Genomic DNA, 18,159 nt, shown 5'->3' on the forward strand with positions numbered 1-18,159 from the left:
TTCTGATTTTGTGTTGTTGCGGGGTTATATCATCATTTTTTCCAAAATCCGGCATATCTATTGATGACTAAAAACGGATCACTTTCACGTGACTAAAGTCATCGGTTGATTCGCTGCCGGAACAAGAATGCCAAACATCAGATAGCACATGACCCTGGTATGGCCGCGCACACGCACCATGGGACCGCCAGATTCGTCTTTCAAGCACGCTTGACGCGCTCAACCGTACTGCGTTCGTGATAACGGACAGCTTCAGCCGTAATTTACGCGCTTTCAGCACCGGATTCCGCGATACATCACAGGTAGAGTCTATCAGGTCATACAGATTAACGACCCGTTCAGCGGTCATGTACGTCAAAGGCATTGCTGCTTGACCGTCGCTGTCGATGCCGATGTTAATAACCCGCTCACCGGTATACCACCGTCCCGCCCTGGATAACCGTGATAAGTAATGATGAATTCTTCTATACGAACCAATTCCAGCGTGGTTACCAGTTCCTGCTGCTTTTTCGTTAATGGACCTGATTCTTCTGATAACCAGGGAAATAACGAACTTTGTATGTTCCGCCAGGTTTGTGATAAAGTCTCATGCAGTCTTTTCATTTGTTGATCTTTTTCGAGTTTTTGACAATTCAGCTTTATCACTTGTGGACATGCCGCTTGCATTTTTTGGCCGTTCGGGCCGGTAATTCAGCTTAATTCTTGGGTTTTGCAAGTTTCTCTATCGAGTACCACTTCTTGCATTCGTCTCGACTTATTTTCGTGCTGACTCACAGGCATTGCAGAATGCCAAATCAGTAAGCTGTCAATCGATACAAAGCTTCTGGAAACACGGTTATGAATATGCATGCAGACAAAAAACCGGAAAATGAGAATAAATCCGTTGAAGAGAATACCGCTAAAAAACAGAAACTTAGTGGAAACGTGCCACAGTTTGTCGATAATCGTCCGGAAACCGCAGCCCGTAACAAACTGCGTGAAACAATCAACGGCAGCGAACGGGTAAAACAGCTGGCGGCCATTCAGAAAATGGTCAATAACAGCATCCGGACAAAGCAGCAATACGCCATTTCGACGTTATCCGCCAGGACACAACCTGCAGCTGGGAACGATAAAGCCAGCCTCCAGGCGAATGCAAAAACAAACGTTGTGCAGCGCCATGTCATCCAGCTGCAATACGATGCCGACGCGAAACTGGAATCTGTCAAAACGAAAAAAGATGAAACCATCGAAAAACTGAAAGCCGCCAATTATTCAGAGGTCATTAAGCTGCATGCCGAGATAAAAGAAATTACCCAGGACCTGTACGAGCGCAGGGCGCTCTCAAGTCAAAAGGATAAGGTTTTTAATCGTCATACCGATGGCTCGTCGGAATGCCTGAAAGCGGTCATCAAGGCTTTTCAGGAAATCCCGCAGCCCGAAGTGAATGAATTGGCTCAGAAATTTGAAAATCTTTTTGTTAAATACGAACCGTTGTATCACGCAGCATACGATCAGATCGCTAACGCCATTGCAACGAATAATGATTTCAAGGAATCCAGTCAAAAAATAGAATCGATCGAAAAACAACACCGTGAACAATACAGCAAACTTGAAAAATTATTTAAACCCATCTACGACTTCAATGAAGCGTTAAAAAAAGATGAAGACATCCAATACAGCCTGGGAAAAGACCGGTCTTCTTCAATATCCGGTTCCGCTTTAAAAACGCTGGACTTTACCAATATAAAAAAGTTTTATAAAAAAAATCGCGAGCTATTTTCTATTCAGCTAAAGCAAAAGAAAACGACTATAAAAGACTTTGAAAAGGACACGGAAAACGAGCCACTGCGGGAAAAAACTGCACTCATCCTGCTGGCCGGCACCGAGGAGCGAAAAAGCAAAATCGTTGAGTTGTTTAAAAATGATTTCGACAAACAATTGCAGATTTTCAACCGGATCAACAAAAATCACCGCACCGATCCGATTGAAGATGTGGTTAAACTCATTAAAGACGCAGGCGCCGATAATATAGTTGCCACGCTTGGATTGATCGAGAAAGCAGGCAACAAAGGAAGCATTGCCGAAATCAATGCTTTTCAGGAACAAGCCAAAGGCACCAAAGACAAGCCCAGTCTCACGAACGCAGCCGGCTTTCTGGATGGCCTGGAATACGAATCCCTGACCAGGCTTACCCGATTCATGACGGCGGTGGGGAGAGTCTGCGGTTTGGCGGCCATCAAAAGCCTATGGGAAAAAGCGGCGGAAAATAATCATATCGACGAAACCATTGCATTTTTTGCAGGCACGTACATACCGGAAACCCTGGCCGGTTCCGAAGCCGAGATCGGTCTGGCATTCGCGCAAAAGACCGGGAACAGTTCTCCGGCAGACTGGGGGAAACTGTTAAACATCGGCACATGGGAAAAAGAACACCTGCTTGCACTCGTAAAAGCGTTTGACAAAAACAACGGTAATGCCACAGCGGAACAATGGGTCAACACCGCAAAAACCGACCCCGCGCTTAAAACCAAGCCGGATGAAGTGCGCGCTACAACCAGGCTGAACATGTTTGCCAATGAAGAATGGTATGACAGCTATGACATCTCAAAAAAGGGATCTTCGGCCCAAAAGGCACAAAAAAAATACACCCAGCTTTTATATGCGCTGCTGGGCGATAAAAACCTGACAGGACTCGGAGATATCAGTTTTGATAATATTAGAGGGGATTTCCTCTCCATGCTGATATTTTTTCACCGGCATATCGCTTCGTTTGATGCCGGTATGGGCCAGGGTTTCGACCGGGAGAAAGCAGGCGAGGGAAAATATGCCAGAAGCAATAAAGATCACCCCTTGAATGAGCAGTACAAGGACTTATTATCCCAGGAAGGCGTCTATACCAAGGATTTGCTCCAGCCGCTGAACCCTGCTTTGTTGGGGCTTCAGGACGGGGGCTGGATAAAGTCAACCGGAACCAAAGGTGCAGCTACCTACCGAAGAGGACAAAAGGGAGTCGCCTCAGCGGGCCTGCCTTCTCATAACCTTAAAATACTGCAGGACCAGCAGGAAATCATCGGCGTCTCCAGCGACAAAAAGAAGGCGAAAGGAACGTTTTTCAAAGACCCCAAACTTGATACCGCTCCCAAGATCAGCCGTTCCGTCGATGATGACGCATCCATAACAGATACATTAATTGAAAAGCAGGAAGAAGCGTTAAAAGACAAAACCGGCGGTTCATTCGCCAACAAAAATTTTCATGACGGGCTATTGCAGGACAGAGGCGCGCTGATCACGCAAATAAGTACGGTGATCAATTCGATTTCGGGTGGAAACCAGGTATTAAACGCCATTGGCTCGGAAGGCCATCCCAGTCTGATCCTAAAAGTGCCTAAACCCGCCAAGTACAAATACAAAAACACTGATTACGACACGACGAAACAAATCCTTCCGGATATTGTTGCAGACTTTAACTCGGCATCGGGTCAGGAAATAAAGATCACCGAAAGAGGCAGTTTCGGTTTTCAACGGCCCACCATCGCCGATACCGGAGAATCCGTCAGATTATGGCCGGGCTATGCGCCGGTGGAATCGCTGTTGCCGGGACTCAAAGCGTTGGTGGAAAATCTTGCCAACAAAAAAACCGGCGTTCCACTGACGAAAATCGACGATCTGGATAATTTAAAAACCGATACCAAGCAGCCGGTTTTATACATCGAAGCGTTAAAAACAGCCATGCGGCATGCTTTTATTGTGTTAAAACATAAAATAGACAGCAACGCATCCGACGAGAAAACAAGAGTCTACGAATGGCTGAAATCCAGAATGCTTATCAAGCTTCAGCAGGCCGGTATTTTATTGACAAAAGGGAACACGCTGTACGATGGCGTCTCAACGCCGACCCAAAAGGAGAAAAACAAGCATTTCGCCATGACTGCAGACATGACCGACAAGCTGCAGGAATACGCCATGCTGCTATCGGCCGCTACTCTGGACAATACTGTAAATCCCAACATCAGTCATACTACCCCTGGAAAATTTAAAGACACGGACGATCTCTATGAGAAAAAAGTCATCTCGAAATTAAACGCTGCCGATTACCGGGTCTTTTATCTGGATAGCGGAGAGCAGGCACTGGTAGCTGCGGGCATACTGGCCAACAGATTTCAGCAAGGTAAAGATGAGAGCGATACCAAAGTAGAAAAAAGTGAATACATCAGCAAAAACCCGTACTTCGAAATCGGCGTTTTTGGCGGAGACAGGCGCTCCAATCTTGAAAAAAGCGATACGGGAAAAATTGTCCACGCAGACTTGTCGCCCGTTATCACAGAAGGCAGAACCACGCCCAAGCCCAAATCCGAAACCCAAACGGAAGTCAAGAGAACCTGGCAGGATGCAAAAGGCGATGTGAACAAGCGTGATGTCATTCCGGTTATCGATATTACCAACAGCAGCATTGACGAGGCGGTCAATCTGGGCAAAATGCCGGATAATTTCATCATTGTGGAAAGCTTGACCAAACACCAGCAACTCGGCGCAGATAAATTTATCATGGGCAGGTTAATTGCCGTCAGCAATACCGAAGGCACAAAAACGCCTCACCCGCTTGTTAAAACGAACTTCCTGGATCTGGCTCAAAAAATTGTCGGACCGGTCGCTAACGAAGCCTATAACCCGCTGTTAGCAAAAATCAGGGCCAATATGGACAAAGCGCTTTATTCGGATGACCTGACATAATCACCCGGCCATCCGATTGGGCGCAGTAAAATCAAGTGCTTTCCGTCTTGCTTTCCTGCTCTTGCGCCTGTTTCTGAAGAATCTTTTGAAACGGCGCTATGATCTCCATGGGCAGCGGAAATACAATGGTTGAATTTTTCTCACCGGCAATTTCGGTGAGCGTCTGCAGATAGCGCAGCTGCAGTGCCTGCGGTTCCTTAACCAGCACCTGCGATGCTTCCAGCAGGTGTTGTGACGCCTGCAATTCACCTTCGGCATGGATAATTTTGGCGCGCCGCTCGCGTTCTGCTTCAGCCTGCTTGGCGATGGCGCGTATCATGGACTCATTGATGTCCACATGCTTGATTTCGACATTCGCGACCTTAATGCCCCAGGCTTCCGTCTGTTCATCCAGAATTTTCTGAATATCGTCGTTCAGCTTGTCGCGGCTGGAGAGCATCTCGTCAAGCTCATGCTGACCCAGTACCGAGCGCAATGTGGTCTGTGCCAGTTGGCTGGTGGCTGCGTCGAAGTCTTCTACCTGGATGATGGCGCGTTCGGAATTAACCACGCGGAAATAAATCACCGCGTTCACTTTAACGGAGACATTATCCCGTGAAATCACGTCCTGGCTTGGCACGTCCATGACGATGGTTCTGAGATCAACGCGCACCATGGTCTGGATAACAGGCACAATGATAATCAGCCCCGGGCCTTTGACTTTCCAGAACCGCCCCAACTGAAACACCACGCCGCGTTCATATTCGCGCAGCACTCTGAACGCACTGGCAAAAAAAAGTATGGTGATACTCAGAATAATCAATACGATTTCCATCAGACTAACCCTCCTTGAATTGAGTAGCGGTATTTGAATCGGGCTCAACCTTTAAAACCAGTCCGTCGATGGCCACCACGCGGACTTTTTCGCCGCGCTTGAGTGGCGTAGTTGTCACCGCTTCCCACCGCTCGCCCTGGATCCTGATCCATCCACGATCAGAAAAATCATTCAGCACTTCACCGGCACAGTGCAATATATGTTCAGCTCCGCTGACCACGGGGCGTTGCCGCGCCTTGATCGCCATGCCTAATACCAGCAAAAAAAATGCGGCGGATAATAAAGCGAATGTCACTATCAGTGGAATCGACACACCATACCCTGGTACGCCGGTATCCAGCAGCATGACCGAGCCAATAACAAATGCAATCATACCGCCGATACCCAGCGCGCCAAAACTCGGTACGAAAGCTTCCGCCAGCATGAACGCAATACCGAAAAGCAGCAACGCCAGCCCCGCGTAATTGATGGGCAACACCTGGAACGCGAATAATGCCAGCACCAGGCAAACGGCGCCGACAACACCTGGAAAAATCATGCCGGGATTGGAAAATTCGAAAATCAACGCATAAATGCCGAGCATCATCAGTATATAAGCGATATTCGGATCGGTAATGATTGCCAGCAGACGGTTGCGCCAGTCTGGTTCAAAGTGCTCGATTGATATGTGTTGCGTGGATAATATCCGCGTATTTCCCAAAACATTGACGCTACGCCCGTCAATCTTGGCCAGCAAATCAGGAATATTTTCTGCAATCAGATCGATCACGCCGGTCTCCAGCGCTTCTTCCGCTGTCAGACTGGCCGCTTCACGCACTGCGCTTTCCGCCCATTCGGCATTGCGGCCGCGCATTTGTGCCAGACCGCGAATATAAGCCACGGCATCGTTGATAATTTTGTTCGACATGGGGTCTGCCGGCGGCGTATCTCTCTCTTCATCGCTGTCCTGAAACCGGTCGAACATATCCTTGTCAGGCGCGCCGGGCAGCCCGCCGATCTGCACCGGCGTTGCCGCGCCCAGATTGGTGGCGGGGGCCATCGCGGCAATATGGCTGGCATACAGGATATAGGTACCGGCGCTGGCCGCGCGTGCGCCGCTGGGCGATACAAAAACGACTACCGGCACCGGCGATGCGATGATACTGCGTATGATTTCACGCATGGAGACATCAAGCCCGCCCGGTGTATCCATCTGTAAAATAATAATCTGGTTGTTCTGCTCGATCGCTTTATCAAAACCGCGTTGCAGATAATCATAAGTGGCGGGACCGATAGCGCCGTTCACATTCAGCCATAACGCATGTCCGGTATTCTGCGCGGAGAGTATCCCCGGCCAGAAAAACAACAAGAAAAAAATAATACCGCAGTTTAAATTTGAATAGCGCATATTCTTTATTCACCTCGGGAGCGGTTTATGCGACACCGACTATGCCATCCATTGCATCCGAACATGATCGCGATTTAGCGCTAACCATTGTAATGCAATGATTGCGCTGGCGGAATTGATTCTGCCTGACTTCAGATACTGCAACGCAGTGCTGTATGCGACAACATGCACACGGATATCCTCACCTTCATGCGCCACACCAAAAACACCGCCTGCGCGCGCTGTGTCGACGCGGCCGCAAAACAGGGCAACGCGCTCGGTCATGCCGCCGGGGCTAACCAGATAATCATACAAAGGAATCAAATCGGCAACAGTGCAACCCGCTTCTTCTATACTTTCGCGCTTGACGACATCTTCTGCCTGTTCACCGTCTTCGATAATGCCGGCAACGATTTCCAACAACCACGGACCACCTGGCGCACGCATGGCGCCGATACGGAATTGTTCAATCAGAATGACTTCGTCTCTGTCAGGATCGTAAGGTAACACAGCCGCCGCATGACCACGCTCGAACAATTCACGCATGATGGGTTGGCTCCACCCGCCGCTGAACAAACGGTGCCGCAACCGGTACCGGTCAATACGAAAAAACCCCTGATAACAGACTGTTTGCTCGAGAACCTGCAGATCCCTGTCATTAGTCATTACTCCTCCTCTGCGCTGTTAATGCATTTTTAATGCATTTGATTCACAGTCAGTCAGTATAGTGCGGGAAAATATCAAGTGCAAAAGTTACCAATTGACGTTTCAACAAAAAAAGCACGAATAACCGGTTATTTCACCAGCGCCGCACTTGACAGAACCGGACTGGTTCAGGTCAGTATTGCAGCACCAGCTGGCTATATGAGGCGTCTTGCAGACGGTTTAAGCGTTAGAAACACCATGCATGCTCAACCCAATTTCATTGCACAATTCCTATTCCCCTGCTAGATTCAGGGTTGTTGGAAAAGAGGTTGATTGAATTTTTATTCGGGCTCTGTTCTAACAAATAAAATTTTTTGACAATCATTGCTTAATGGGAACAACATTGTTATGTTGCAGTTTCTGAATATGCAGTATTTAAAAAAGAAAAATTATGCATAGTGCCCCCAAAATCAATATCCTGATAGTCGATGACGACACGTTCATGCTCAAAATACTGACCAAGATGCTGAATAATCAGGGTTTTGAATCAGTGGACGCGTGTGATAACGGAACCGACGCGCTAGCCAGAATTGACCGGGCCGACACGCGCCCGGATTTGATCCTCCTTGATCTCAACATGCCAAATATGGATGGCATCGAATTTGTCCGCTATCTGGTGGAACGACAATTCCCGGGCAGCCTCATTCTGGTCAGCGGTGAGGATGAGCGGATGCTGAAAACAGCGGAAAAACTTGTGCATGCGCACCGGATACCTATGCTGGGGTATCTGCACAAACCCGTCAATCCCGACAAACTGACCAAAATTATCACAAAATGGGCGCCGCCTGAGGCACAACAGCAGTCGGAATCCGAAAAAAAAGCTTACAGCGCACAGGCGCTTCGGTCGGCAATATCCAACCACGAATTGGTCAATTATTATCAGCCGAAGGTAGCTGTCGCTACGGGCGAGGTCATTGGCGCGGAAACACTGGTGCGCTGGCATCATCCAACAGATGGGCTGGTGCTGCCGGGGCAGTTTATCAGTATTGCCGAGCAGTGTGGGCTGATCAACGATCTGACCTGCCAGGTTCTGAAGCAGGCGCTCACACAAGCACGTATCTGGCAGGAAAACGGCGTCGTCTTGCGTGTGGCAACGAATGTCTCAATGGATAATCTGACATCACTGGATTTTCAGGATCTGGTTGTCAATTTAGCCATTGAAAACGGGTTATCGCCGCAAAATATTGTACTTGAGGTGACGGAAAGTCAATTAATGGACACCGATTCGCGCGTACCGCTCGAAATTCTGACCCGGTTGCGCCTCAAGCGGTTTCATTTGTCAATTGATGATTTTGGCACCGGGCACTCATCAATGGCTCAGTTACGCGACATACCGTTTGACGAGCTTAAAATTGACCAGAGTTTTGTGCACCGCGCATGGTCGGACGAAACATTGCGCGCTATGTATGACGCCAGTCTTTCGATGGCAAAACAACTGGGTATGGAGGTCGTCGCCGAAGGCGTGGCGGATGCGGATGACTGGACTTTTTTACGGCGGACAGGCTGTGATTTTGCCCAAGGGAATTTTATTTCGAAACCACTCAAGGCTGAAAATTTCGAACAATGGATGAGCGACTGGGAAAGCCGTGTGCACAACGGTCTGATAGTGAATTCTGCTTGACCTGGCGCTTCGCGCTATTAACATTCTAGCAGCAATTCTTCATTACAAAAATTGCGGTACGGCAAAAACTAACAGTAACACGCTACAAACTTCGTAACACGATTTTCATTTGGGTGAGTAAATGCAACCATGATATTTTATACCGTTTATGCTATCACTAGTACTCTATCCATGTGATATTGCCGGATACAGCGTTACCGTGGTGTTATGCAACAAGGCACAGCACGCAGGAAAGGGTTATTCCCTTTTCAAGCACTGTAACGCGGTTGCAGGACACCATGATAGCGCCCTGTGGGTGGACTTGTCAGCATCCATGGTCTGCGTTGTGTCTTTCGACAATAGAACGGCTGCTGCCTGCAAGGCATGCCCTGCCATGGTCACTGACAAACGCACTGAGCCCGGCAATATCATATGGATAGCGTCTCGCATCAGTCAACTGAGGCCTTAAGTTGAGCAAGCTATCCAATCGTTTCTTGCATGGGATCCTGTTGTTTTTTTCGGTTAGTCTAAGCGTCTTTACCGTGCATGCTGACACACTGCCGGCAACTGCCGGCAAAAAGATGGGTATCGGCGCGCTGGGTTATATCGAGCCCCGTTCCAGAGTAATCCGGGTTTCTCATAATGCCGGTCCGGAAGGAGCCAGAGTCGCTGAGCTTTTTTTTCAGGAATCGGATCAGGTTGAATTGGGACAGCAACTGGCATTGCTATCTGACTATAAAAAAAGTTTTGCCGAAGTCGATGCCGCCAAAACCCGTATTAAGGCGCTCAAAGCACAACTGGCTGCCGAAAAGGCAACATTGGCATACAATCAAAAAGAATACCAGCGCTACGAATCGCTTTCGCGACAATCGATGACGACAATTTCTCATGCGGAAAACAAACATCTGGCATTCAGGCAATCGCAATTAACCGTTGAGCGTCTGCTGGCGGATATCGATAATGCCAAATCTCAATTGCTGATTGCTGAAGCGGAACTCGAAAACACAATCATTCTGGCGCCAATCAGCGGAACCGTTTTAAAAATCTTGACGCGCCCCGGGGAAAGAATTAATGATCAAGGGCTCCTTGAAATGGCGGATTTAACACAACTGGATATCGTTGCCGAAGTCTATGAATCGGATTTACCTAAAATCCGGATTGGACAAACGGCGCATATCAATGCCATCGGTTTTGAACGCACTTATACGGCGCAAGTCAGAGAACTGGGCTTCCAGGTTAAAAAAAACGATTTGAACGACACAGATCCATTGGCGGACAGAGATAACCGAATCGTAGAAGTACGTTTGACACTGGAGTCCGAGGCGGTCAATAAGCTTAGACATCAGGTTTTCCGTCAAGTACGCGTTCAAATCAAACCGTGAAAATTTTTAATCTATGGTATTTTCCCGCCCGGCTTGCCTGGCGGCAATTAATTCATGACAAGCCGAAGCTGGTGGCGGCTACTAGTGGCGTACTGTTTGCCTGTGTACTAGTATTTATGCAGCTGGGCTTTAAAGATTCACTTTATACCAGTGCGGCTTCCATGCCGTTGAAACTCGACGGTGATTTATTCCTGATACATCAGCAGAGTGAAGCGTTGTGGCGCACGGTTCAATTTGAACGCAGCGAACTTATGCGCGCATTAGGCCATCCGGCGGTGACTGAAGTCGCTCCGCTATATCTGTCGCTCGCATCTTTTAAAAACATTAATACCCATGTTAAAAGGACATTGATGGTCTATGGGTTTGATCCGGATATGGAGCTTCTAAATGTTAACTCTTTAAAAGAACTGAAATATCCCCTAAGAATCAAGGATACCGTCGTCTTTGATGAACTGTCGCGTCCTGAATTCGGCCCGGTGGGCGAGTTAATACAATCCGGCCAGGATAGAACGGAAGTTAATGATTATAAAGTTAAAATTATTGGTCTTTTTCAATTGGGCATCTCATTTGCAGCAGATGGCAATTTAGTGGCCAGTGACCTGAATTTTATGCGGATTTTTCCGGAAAGAGAGATAAATAAAATTGATATCGGCGTTGTACGTCTGCAACCCGGCGCATCTGTCCAGCAAGTGCAAAGTGAGCTGCGCGAGCATTTGAATGAATTTGTAAAGGTATACAGCTACGAGCAGATCCGCGATCATGAAAGAAGGTACTGGGAAAATGTAGCGCCCATTGGCTTTATTTTCGATTTTGGTACCGTAATGGGGCTTGTCGTGGGAATGGTTATTGTCTACCAGATACTTTTTACCGAAATTACCAATTACCGGTTTGAATTTGCCACATTAAAGGCAATGGGTTATGAGCATCATTACTTTATCCGCGTGGTATTTTCCTCAGCGCTCATTCTGGCCATTCTCGGTTTCATACCCGGCCTTTTACTTTCAAACAGTCTGTACGATCTGGCCGAATCGCAGATTTTTTTACCCATGACAATGACGCTAAATAAAATCATCACGGTTTTCGCATTCATCTTGCTTATGTGCATTGTTGCAGGCTTTCTGGCAATACACCGGCTTAAATCAGCCAATCCGGCGGATATGTTCTGAGGCGCTTTGAAGATAATGATTATTGATGTCAATAATCTGAAATTCAGTTTCGGCAGCGGCACCTTGACACAACCGGTTCTAAATGGCGTCAACCTTGCCATTCAGAAAGGTGAGATTGTGCTCATGACCGGGCCGTCCGGTTCTGGAAAAACCACAATGCTCACTATTATTGGCGGGTTGCGTCAGGCCTCGAACGGCAGTGTAGTGATTCTTGGCGAACAGCTGGTCAATAGCAATGAACTGGCTAAAGTGAAAATACGCCGCCAGACAGGTTATATTTTTCAGCAACATAACCTGCTCAAGTCGCTGACTGCTTTGCAGAATGTTTGTATGACGCTGGAAATGTATCAAGATTTAACCGAACATGAACGGCAGGACCGTGCGCAAAGGATACTGGCGGCAGTGGGGCTTGAAGACCATCTGCATTACTTTCCGGAAGCGCTTTCCGGCGGCCAGCGGCAACGCGTCTCAATTGCCAGAGCACTGGCAGGACAACCGAAAATAATTTTGGCTGACGAACCGACAGCATCGTTGGACAGGCAAAGTGGACATGACGCCGTAGAGATTTTAAAGCGGCTTGCCAAAGAATCGAATACAACCATCCTGCTGGTCACGCATGATTACCGTATTCTCAATATTGCCGACCGTGTTGTTGAACTGGAAGATGGTGTGGTTAAAGCTGTGTAGAATCAGCGGGTAACTGTTTGCTAAAATATGGCCTGTTGTCTGAACATGCCGCGAGCGCACAATGCATCATTCTTAAGGCTTGATATAGATCAAAATTCGACAAAAACATTACAGGTACTATCGTTACTTCGTATATCACAAAATGATACCGGTCATTTTCAATCTCAATGGACTATAATTATATGAAGAAATTAGCACTTGTTTTTGTTTTGCTGTCTGCATTTCTGTTTATGGCATGTTCTCCATCAGCTCCGGATTCACCTAACCCGGACAGCTATGGACAGACCATACAGCCTGACCATAATGTACCAGCAGAACATCAATAAAAACGAAAATCGGCAGACTGAAAGTATCGTTAACAAGCGTCGTTAGCGCGCTGTTAGCCTGCTTTCAGCAGCCTTTCTGAAAGGCCACTTCACAACCCAAACCAAACCATTATTCAACGAACACTACGGATAAACGCTTTTTTCTGCGTTGTTTGTAAGTTCCTCAATCCTGCTTTCAATCGGATTCTCGCAGCAAACCATTTGATGATTAACATCCTGCCACTGACAAAAACAGACCCTGCTTCAGTTTCTTTACTGGCCAGAGAAATTTGGTTCAGACATTACCGCGACATGCTGTCGAACGCACAGATCCACTATATGCTGGCGCAACGTTATTGCCCAGTGCTGATTCAATCTCAACTGACTGAAGAAAATATCTGGTGGAAGAAACTGGTTAAAGACGGAACAACCATCGGCTTTTCATGTTGCATGCGCACAAGCATGCAACATGTAATGAAAATCGATAAATTGTATATACATCATGGCCATCACCGCAAAGGTTATGGCAAAATGCTGGTTGATGACGCCGTTAAGACAATGCACTGTGCCGACTGCACCGCATTAATTCTGACTGTCAACAAACAGAATTACACTGCCATTCAGGCTTACCGGCATTATGGATTTGAGATCACCGGGGACAGTGTCGTCGATATCGGTGGCGGTTTTGTTATGAATGATTACCTGATGTCGATAACACCTCGCGTTTCAATTTGAACCATTTCATTTTAGATGAATATTAAATTCACCAAGATGCACGGCCTCGGCAATGACTTTGTTGTTATCGACTGCATCAACCAGAACGTTTCATTGAGTCAAAAACAAATACGGTTTATTGCTGACCGTCATTTTGGCATCGGTTGCGATCAGGTTCTGCTTGTGGAGAAGGCAACCGGTGGCGCCGACTTTTTTTACCGGATTTTTAATGCCGACGGTGGTGAAGTGGAGCAGTGCGGCAACGGTGCGCGATGTTTTGTTCGCTTTGTACACGACCGTGGTCTGACACAAAAAAACCCGGTCAAGGTCAAAACGCTTGGCGGTGAAATCACGCCGGTATTGCAAAAAAATGGTGACGTCACGGTGAATATGGGTACCCCGCGGTTTGCGCCAGAACAGATTCCCTTCATCGCTGATAAACAGGCCGTAACTTATTTACTTGATGTAGAAGGAAAGACTGTTAAAATTAGCGTGTTGTCAATAGGCAATCCGCATGCGGTACGGATTGTTGAAAACATTGAAACAGCGCCGGTAAGCAACGAAGGCGCATTCATCGAAACACACCCGCGTTTTCCCAAACGGGTCAATGTCGGTTACATGCAGATTCAGAACCGTCAGCATATCCTGTTACGGGTATTTGAGCGGGGTGCGGGAGAAACACTGGCCTGCGGCACAGGCGCCTGTGCCGCAGTGGTGGCCGGAATCCGGCAAAACTTACTGGACACCCCGGTAACAGTCAGTACACGCGGTGGCGATCTTTCTATTTACTGGGGAGGCGATAATACACCAGTCATGATGACTGGACCTGCCGTGACTGTATTTGAAGGTGAGATTAACCTGTAAGGCAACTGCCAGATTCAATGCAGCTTGATTACACCATGCATTCAATTATACCCTGGGACTAAATATTCAGGCATCAAGGAAAAATAATGAAAACGGAAGATGTTGCGCATTATCTTGTAAATCATCCCGACTTTTTTAATGAATACGCTGATTTATTGAACGATCTGCAAATCCCGCATCCGCATCAGAATAATGTGGTTTCATTGCATGAACGGCAGGCGATCGCGCTTAGAGACAAAAATAAAGTGCTTCAGGACAAGCTGTTGGAGCTGATCAGCTTTGGCGAGGAAAACGATGCTATCAGCGAGAAAATGCATCGTTTGACAATCGCGTTACTGACTGCATACAATTTCGACGATTTTTTAAACGGACTTAAATATTGCCTGCAGGAGGATTTCGCTATTCCTTATTTTGTCATGCGAATATGGGGGCTTGACTTGGAAAATAAGGATTATGATGAATTTGCTCAAACAAGTGAAGATGTCCATGCCATTGCTGCAAGCCTGAACCAGCCATATTGCGGCAACCACGTCGCCGACGGGATCAAAGCGTTATTTGCTGAGAATGCCGAGCATTTGCAATCCTTTTCCATGATACCGCTTACCACCACCCGGCCCACCGGCCTGCTGGTGCTGGCCAGTCCGGAGATTGAACGGTTTTATGCCGATATGGGTACTTTGCATTTAAAACGGCTCGGCGAACTTATCAGTGCTTCAATCGCGCGCCACACGCTGTCTGCAAGCAATCCGTCACAAAATCAACACCAGCACCCGCCAGATGGACACCCAATCTGAATCTTTTGCAACGGCTTTTAATCGGCATCTTGTCAGCGAACGCCGCTTGTCAGCACATACCTGTAAAAGTTACGCCCATGACATACACATTCTGTTCAAGCAACTCGCGCCCGCCACAGTGGGGCATGTACAGCCGCAGCATATCCGTCAGGTCATCATACAACTGCATGGCAAAGGATACTCCGGCAGAAGTTTGGGCCGTATGTTATCGGCCTGGCGCAGATTTTATCACTTTCTGATACGTGAACACGGTTTCCATCATAATCCATGCACCGGAATACGCGTTCCCAAGTCGCCCAAAAAGCTGCCGCATGCGCTGTCACCAGATGAAGCCGCGCAACTGTTGACTTTTACCGCTGTAAACCCCTTGATAATCCGTGACCGCGCCATGTTCGAGTTGTTTTACTCTTCGGGGCTGCGGCTGGCCGAACTGGCGCAGCTCGGGACCAATGATATTGATTTTCCGGACGGTACGGTGCGGGTTACCGGCAAAGGTGGAAAAACGCGTATTGTACCTGTTGGCAAAGTGGCAATTGAAGCTCTGCAGGAATGGACGGGTTACCGGAACAAAATTGCCAGATCCGGTGTCGATGCGCTGTTTTTGTCTCAGCACGGTAACGCAATCAGCGCCAGAACAGTCAGTCATCGATTGAAAACGCACAGCAGACAACAAGGTCTGCACAAAAATGTACATCCGCACATCCTGCGGCATTCATTTGCATCACACCTGTTACAGTCAAGCGGCGATTTGCGTGCCGTGCAGGAGATGCTCGGACATGCGCATATCACGTCTACCCAGGTATATACACACCTTGATTTTCAGCATTTGACGCATGTATACGATGCCGCGCATCCCCGCGCGAAAAAGAAATAACGCAATCGATGCTATCGGAAAACCGCCCGCTTGTTTTTCCGTTCTCGGTTTCTGCCAAAATAGGCCGGCTTTAATCAGGTATAATTCATTATTTGAATTATTCAGGCACATAAAAAATACCAATGACAACAATCGTATCAGTAAGACGCGGGAACAGCCTTGCACTTGGCGGGGACGGTCAGGTTACCCTCGGCGCAGTCGTCGCCAAGTCAAGTGCAAGAAAAGTCCGCAGACTTTATCATGAAAAAATTCTTGCTGGTTTTGCTGGCGGAACGGCCGATGCATTTACATTATTCGAACGTTTCGAGGGCAAACTTGAAGCACATCACGGTCATTTGATGCGATCCGCGGTCGAGCTCGCCAAAGACTGGCGTACCGATCGCATGCTGCGCAGACTTGAAGCCATGTTAGTGGTCGCCAGTGAAGATTCGACACTGATCATCACCGGTGCTGGCGATGTCATCGAACCCGAATACGGGCTCGCCGCCATAGGCAGCGGTGGTTCTTATGCACACGCGGCAGCGCGCGCACTCCTGGAAAATACGGAATTGCCGCCCAGGGAAATTGTCAGTAAAGCGTTGACGATCGCCGCTGACCTGTGCATCTACACCAACCAGGAACATGTCATCGAATCTATAAACTAATTCGCGGTTTCCTGCATATTCATACCGCATCCTTTTAAACATTACATTTACACTAAAATCATGTCTCAAATGACGCCACAGGAAATTGTCCATGAACTGGACAAGCATATTATCGGGCAGAACTCTGCCAAACGTGCAGTGGCCATTGCGCTCCGGAACCGATGGCGCAGGCAGCAAATTTCTGATCCACTGCGTCAGGAAATCACGCCCAAAAATATTCTCATGATCGGCCCCACGGGTGTCGGTAAAACCGAAATCGCGCGGCGTCTTGCCAAGCTGGCGGACGCGCCTTTCATTAAAATAGAAGCCACCAAATTTACCGAAGTCGGTTATGTCGGACGCGATGTGGATTCGATTATCAGGGATCTGGTTGAAACGTCAATTAAACAGTTGCGCGAAAAAGAAACCAGAAAAAAGCAGCCGCTTGCGGAAGACCGCGCCGAAGAACGGATTCTTGACGCATTATTGCCGCCGGCGCGTAATTTTGATTCCCACCCCGGCACTACCGAAGAGAACAATTCAACACGGCAGAAATTTCGCAAAAGGCTTCGAGAAGGTGATCTCGATGATAAGGAAATTGATATCGAAATTGCCGCGCCCCGCGCCAGTATGGAAATTTTCGCACCCCCGGGTATGGAAGATCTGACTTCCCAAATTCAGGGGATGTTCCAGAATATGACCGGCGAAAAGAAAAGAACACGAAAACTGGCCATTCGTGAAGCTAAAAAGCTGCTCCTCGAAGAGGAAGCCGCCAAAATGGTCAATGATGAAGAACTGAAGCTCAATGCAATTCAGAATGTTGAACAAAATGGCATCGTTTTTTTGGATGAAATTGACAAAATAACCAGCCGTTCCGGTCATGTGTCGGGCGGCGACGTTTCCCGGCAGGGTGTGCAGCGCGATTTGCTGCCGTTAGTGGAAGGCACTACGATTTCCACCAAATACGGCATGATCAGAACGGATCATATTCTTTTTGTCGCCAGCGGCGCATTTCATTTGACGAAACCGTCCGATTTGATTCCCGAACTGCAGGGAAGATTTCCGATACGTGTTGAGCTAACCAGCCTGAGCGTCAGTGACTTCGAGCAAATCCTGACCAATACCGATGCATGCCTGACACGACAGTATGAAGCGTTGCTGAAAACAGAAAGTATTGAACTCAAATTTTCACCCGATGCAATCAAGCGTCTTGCCGAAATCGCTTATTCCGTTAACAACAAAACTGAAAATATCGGTGCCCGGCGTTTGCATACTGTTATGGAGAAGCTGCTGGAGGATATTTCATTTAATGCGCCTAAACAGAGTGGGAAAACTATTGAAATTGACTCAGCGTATGTTGACGAGCGTCTGGGGGATTTAGCCCAGAGCGAAGATCTGGCGCGTTATGTGCTGTAGGCAAAATAAAAAAAGCATCTCTGGGCAGAGATGCTTTACAAGTACAATCACAAGGAGAGAAAACAAGCGTTCGACTTCTGCTGGTGCATCGATGAACAAACTTGATTAGTCACCATTATACTGATACCACTTTCGT

At 47.8% G+C, this 18,159-nt stretch carries 16 protein-coding genes; 12 read left to right on the forward strand and 4 right to left on the reverse strand.

Going from position 1 to position 18,159, the window contains the following annotated elements; translation table 11 throughout:
- Window positions 1–354: 354 nt before the first annotated feature.
- Window positions 355–603, reverse strand: a complete 249-nt coding sequence (locus tag BMY60_RS02145; RefSeq protein ID WP_143057328.1) for a hypothetical protein — start codon at window positions 601–603, stop codon at window positions 355–357.
- Window positions 604–837: 234 nt separating this feature from the next.
- Here BMY60_RS02145 and BMY60_RS02150 point away from each other — a divergent pair, with 234 nt between their 5' ends.
- A complete protein-coding gene (locus BMY60_RS02150) occupies window positions 838–4,713 on the forward strand; it encodes a hypothetical protein (RefSeq protein WP_090330848.1) in 3,876 nt (1,291 codons plus the stop codon).
- 31 nt (window positions 4,714–4,744) lie between these two features.
- Here BMY60_RS02150 and BMY60_RS02155 read toward each other — a convergent pair whose 3' ends face one another.
- The 3 genes from BMY60_RS02155 to nudF are packed head-to-tail and all read right to left on the reverse strand — an operon-like array spanning window position 4,745 to window position 7,559.
- Window positions 4,745–5,527 (reverse strand): slipin family protein, encoded by a 783-nt coding sequence (locus tag BMY60_RS02155; protein WP_090330850.1) that lies wholly within the window; start codon window positions 5,525–5,527, stop codon window positions 4,745–4,747.
- A 4-nt stretch (window positions 5,528–5,531) separates the two neighbouring features.
- A complete protein-coding gene (locus BMY60_RS02160) occupies window positions 5,532–6,914 on the reverse strand; it encodes an NfeD family protein (RefSeq protein WP_090330851.1) in 1,383 nt (460 codons plus the stop codon).
- A 39-nt stretch (window positions 6,915–6,953) separates the two neighbouring features.
- Window positions 6,954–7,559 carry an ADP-ribose diphosphatase gene (gene nudF / locus BMY60_RS02165; RefSeq protein ID WP_090330853.1) on the reverse strand — a complete coding sequence of 202 codons (606 nt, stop codon included), beginning with the start codon at window positions 7,557–7,559 and terminating at the stop codon, window positions 6,954–6,956.
- 78 nt (window positions 7,560–7,637) lie between these two features.
- Between nudF and BMY60_RS15940 the strand changes: the two genes are divergently transcribed.
- The 11 genes from BMY60_RS15940 (at window position 7,638) to hslU (ending at window position 18,023) form a co-directional block, all read left to right on the forward strand.
- Window positions 7,638–7,844, forward strand: coding sequence for a hypothetical protein (locus tag BMY60_RS15940; RefSeq protein ID WP_218141600.1), 207 nt, complete (start codon window positions 7,638–7,640; stop codon window positions 7,842–7,844).
- Between the two features lie 145 nt (window positions 7,845–7,989).
- Window positions 7,990–9,219: an EAL domain-containing response regulator gene (locus BMY60_RS02170; protein WP_090330854.1), complete on the forward strand. Its 1,230-nt coding sequence runs from the start codon at window positions 7,990–7,992 to the stop codon at window positions 9,217–9,219.
- 449 nt (window positions 9,220–9,668) lie between these two features.
- Window positions 9,669–10,580 (forward strand): efflux RND transporter periplasmic adaptor subunit, encoded by a 912-nt coding sequence (locus tag BMY60_RS02175; RefSeq protein WP_143057329.1) that lies wholly within the window; start codon window positions 9,669–9,671, stop codon window positions 10,578–10,580.
- Window positions 10,577–11,746 (forward strand): ABC transporter permease DevC, encoded by a 1,170-nt coding sequence (gene devC / locus BMY60_RS02180; RefSeq protein WP_256250635.1) that lies wholly within the window; start codon window positions 10,577–10,579, stop codon window positions 11,744–11,746. The genes BMY60_RS02175 and devC overlap by 4 nt, the downstream gene beginning before the upstream one ends.
- A 15-nt stretch (window positions 11,747–11,761) precedes the next feature.
- Window positions 11,762–12,433 carry an ATP-binding cassette domain-containing protein gene (locus BMY60_RS02185; RefSeq protein ID WP_090330857.1) on the forward strand — a complete coding sequence of 224 codons (672 nt, stop codon included), beginning with the start codon at window positions 11,762–11,764 and terminating at the stop codon, window positions 12,431–12,433.
- Window positions 12,434–12,963: 530 nt separating this feature from the next.
- The gene (locus BMY60_RS02190; protein WP_090330859.1) at window positions 12,964–13,473 is read left to right on the forward strand and encodes a GNAT family N-acetyltransferase; all 510 of its coding nucleotides are present in this window, start codon (window positions 12,964–12,966) and stop codon (window positions 13,471–13,473) included.
- Between the two features lie 15 nt (window positions 13,474–13,488).
- Window positions 13,489–14,316 carry a diaminopimelate epimerase gene (dapF, locus tag BMY60_RS02195; RefSeq protein ID WP_090330860.1) on the forward strand — a complete coding sequence of 276 codons (828 nt, stop codon included), beginning with the start codon at window positions 13,489–13,491 and terminating at the stop codon, window positions 14,314–14,316.
- Window positions 14,317–14,402: 86 nt separating this feature from the next.
- Window positions 14,403–15,110 carry a DUF484 family protein gene (locus BMY60_RS02200; RefSeq protein ID WP_090330861.1) on the forward strand — a complete coding sequence of 236 codons (708 nt, stop codon included), beginning with the start codon at window positions 14,403–14,405 and terminating at the stop codon, window positions 15,108–15,110.
- Complete coding sequence (gene xerC / locus BMY60_RS02205) at window positions 15,094–15,984, forward strand: tyrosine recombinase XerC (protein WP_090330862.1); 891 nt, start codon at window positions 15,094–15,096, stop codon at window positions 15,982–15,984. The genes BMY60_RS02200 and xerC overlap by 17 nt, the downstream gene beginning before the upstream one ends.
- A 122-nt stretch (window positions 15,985–16,106) precedes the next feature.
- Window positions 16,107–16,628, forward strand: coding sequence for an ATP-dependent protease subunit HslV (gene hslV / locus BMY60_RS02210; RefSeq protein ID WP_090330864.1), 522 nt, complete (start codon window positions 16,107–16,109; stop codon window positions 16,626–16,628).
- 60 nt (window positions 16,629–16,688) lie between these two features.
- Complete coding sequence (gene hslU / locus BMY60_RS02215) at window positions 16,689–18,023, forward strand: ATP-dependent protease ATPase subunit HslU (protein ID WP_090330865.1); 1,335 nt, start codon at window positions 16,689–16,691, stop codon at window positions 18,021–18,023.
- The last annotated feature ends 136 nt before the right edge of the window (window positions 18,024–18,159 follow it).

The organism is Nitrosomonas sp. Nm51, assembly GCF_900111165.1.
Taxonomy (GTDB): Bacteria; Pseudomonadota; Gammaproteobacteria; order Burkholderiales; family Nitrosomonadaceae; genus Nitrosomonas.

Excerpts from the sequence above, each read along its gene's own strand:
- hslU (WP_090330865.1), top strand. The coding sequence starts at position 16,689 with ATGTCTCAAATGACGCCACAGGAAATTGTCCATGAACTGGACAAGCAT.
- BMY60_RS02200 (WP_090330861.1), top strand. The coding sequence starts at position 14,403 with ATGAAAACGGAAGATGTTGCGCATTATCTTGTAAATCATCCCGACTTT.
- nudF (WP_090330853.1), bottom strand. The coding sequence starts at position 7,559 with ATGACTAATGACAGGGATCTGCAGGTTCTCGAGCAAACAGTCTGTTAT.
- BMY60_RS02185 (WP_090330857.1), top strand. The coding sequence starts at position 11,762 with ATGATTATTGATGTCAATAATCTGAAATTCAGTTTCGGCAGCGGCACC.
- BMY60_RS02190 (WP_090330859.1), top strand. The coding sequence starts at position 12,964 with ATGATTAACATCCTGCCACTGACAAAAACAGACCCTGCTTCAGTTTCT.
- xerC (WP_090330862.1), top strand. The coding sequence starts at position 15,094 with ATGGACACCCAATCTGAATCTTTTGCAACGGCTTTTAATCGGCATCTT.
- hslV (WP_090330864.1), top strand. The coding sequence starts at position 16,107 with ATGACAACAATCGTATCAGTAAGACGCGGGAACAGCCTTGCACTTGGC.
- BMY60_RS02170 (WP_090330854.1), top strand. The coding sequence starts at position 7,990 with ATGCATAGTGCCCCCAAAATCAATATCCTGATAGTCGATGACGACACG.
- BMY60_RS02150 (WP_090330848.1), top strand. The coding sequence starts at position 838 with ATGAATATGCATGCAGACAAAAAACCGGAAAATGAGAATAAATCCGTT.
- BMY60_RS02155 (WP_090330850.1), bottom strand. The coding sequence starts at position 5,527 with ATGGAAATCGTATTGATTATTCTGAGTATCACCATACTTTTTTTTGCC.
- BMY60_RS02145 (WP_143057328.1), bottom strand. The coding sequence starts at position 603 with ATGAAAAGACTGCATGAGACTTTATCACAAACCTGGCGGAACATACAA.
- BMY60_RS02160 (WP_090330851.1), bottom strand. The coding sequence starts at position 6,914 with ATGCGCTATTCAAATTTAAACTGCGGTATTATTTTTTTCTTGTTGTTT.
- dapF (WP_090330860.1), top strand. The coding sequence starts at position 13,489 with ATGAATATTAAATTCACCAAGATGCACGGCCTCGGCAATGACTTTGTT.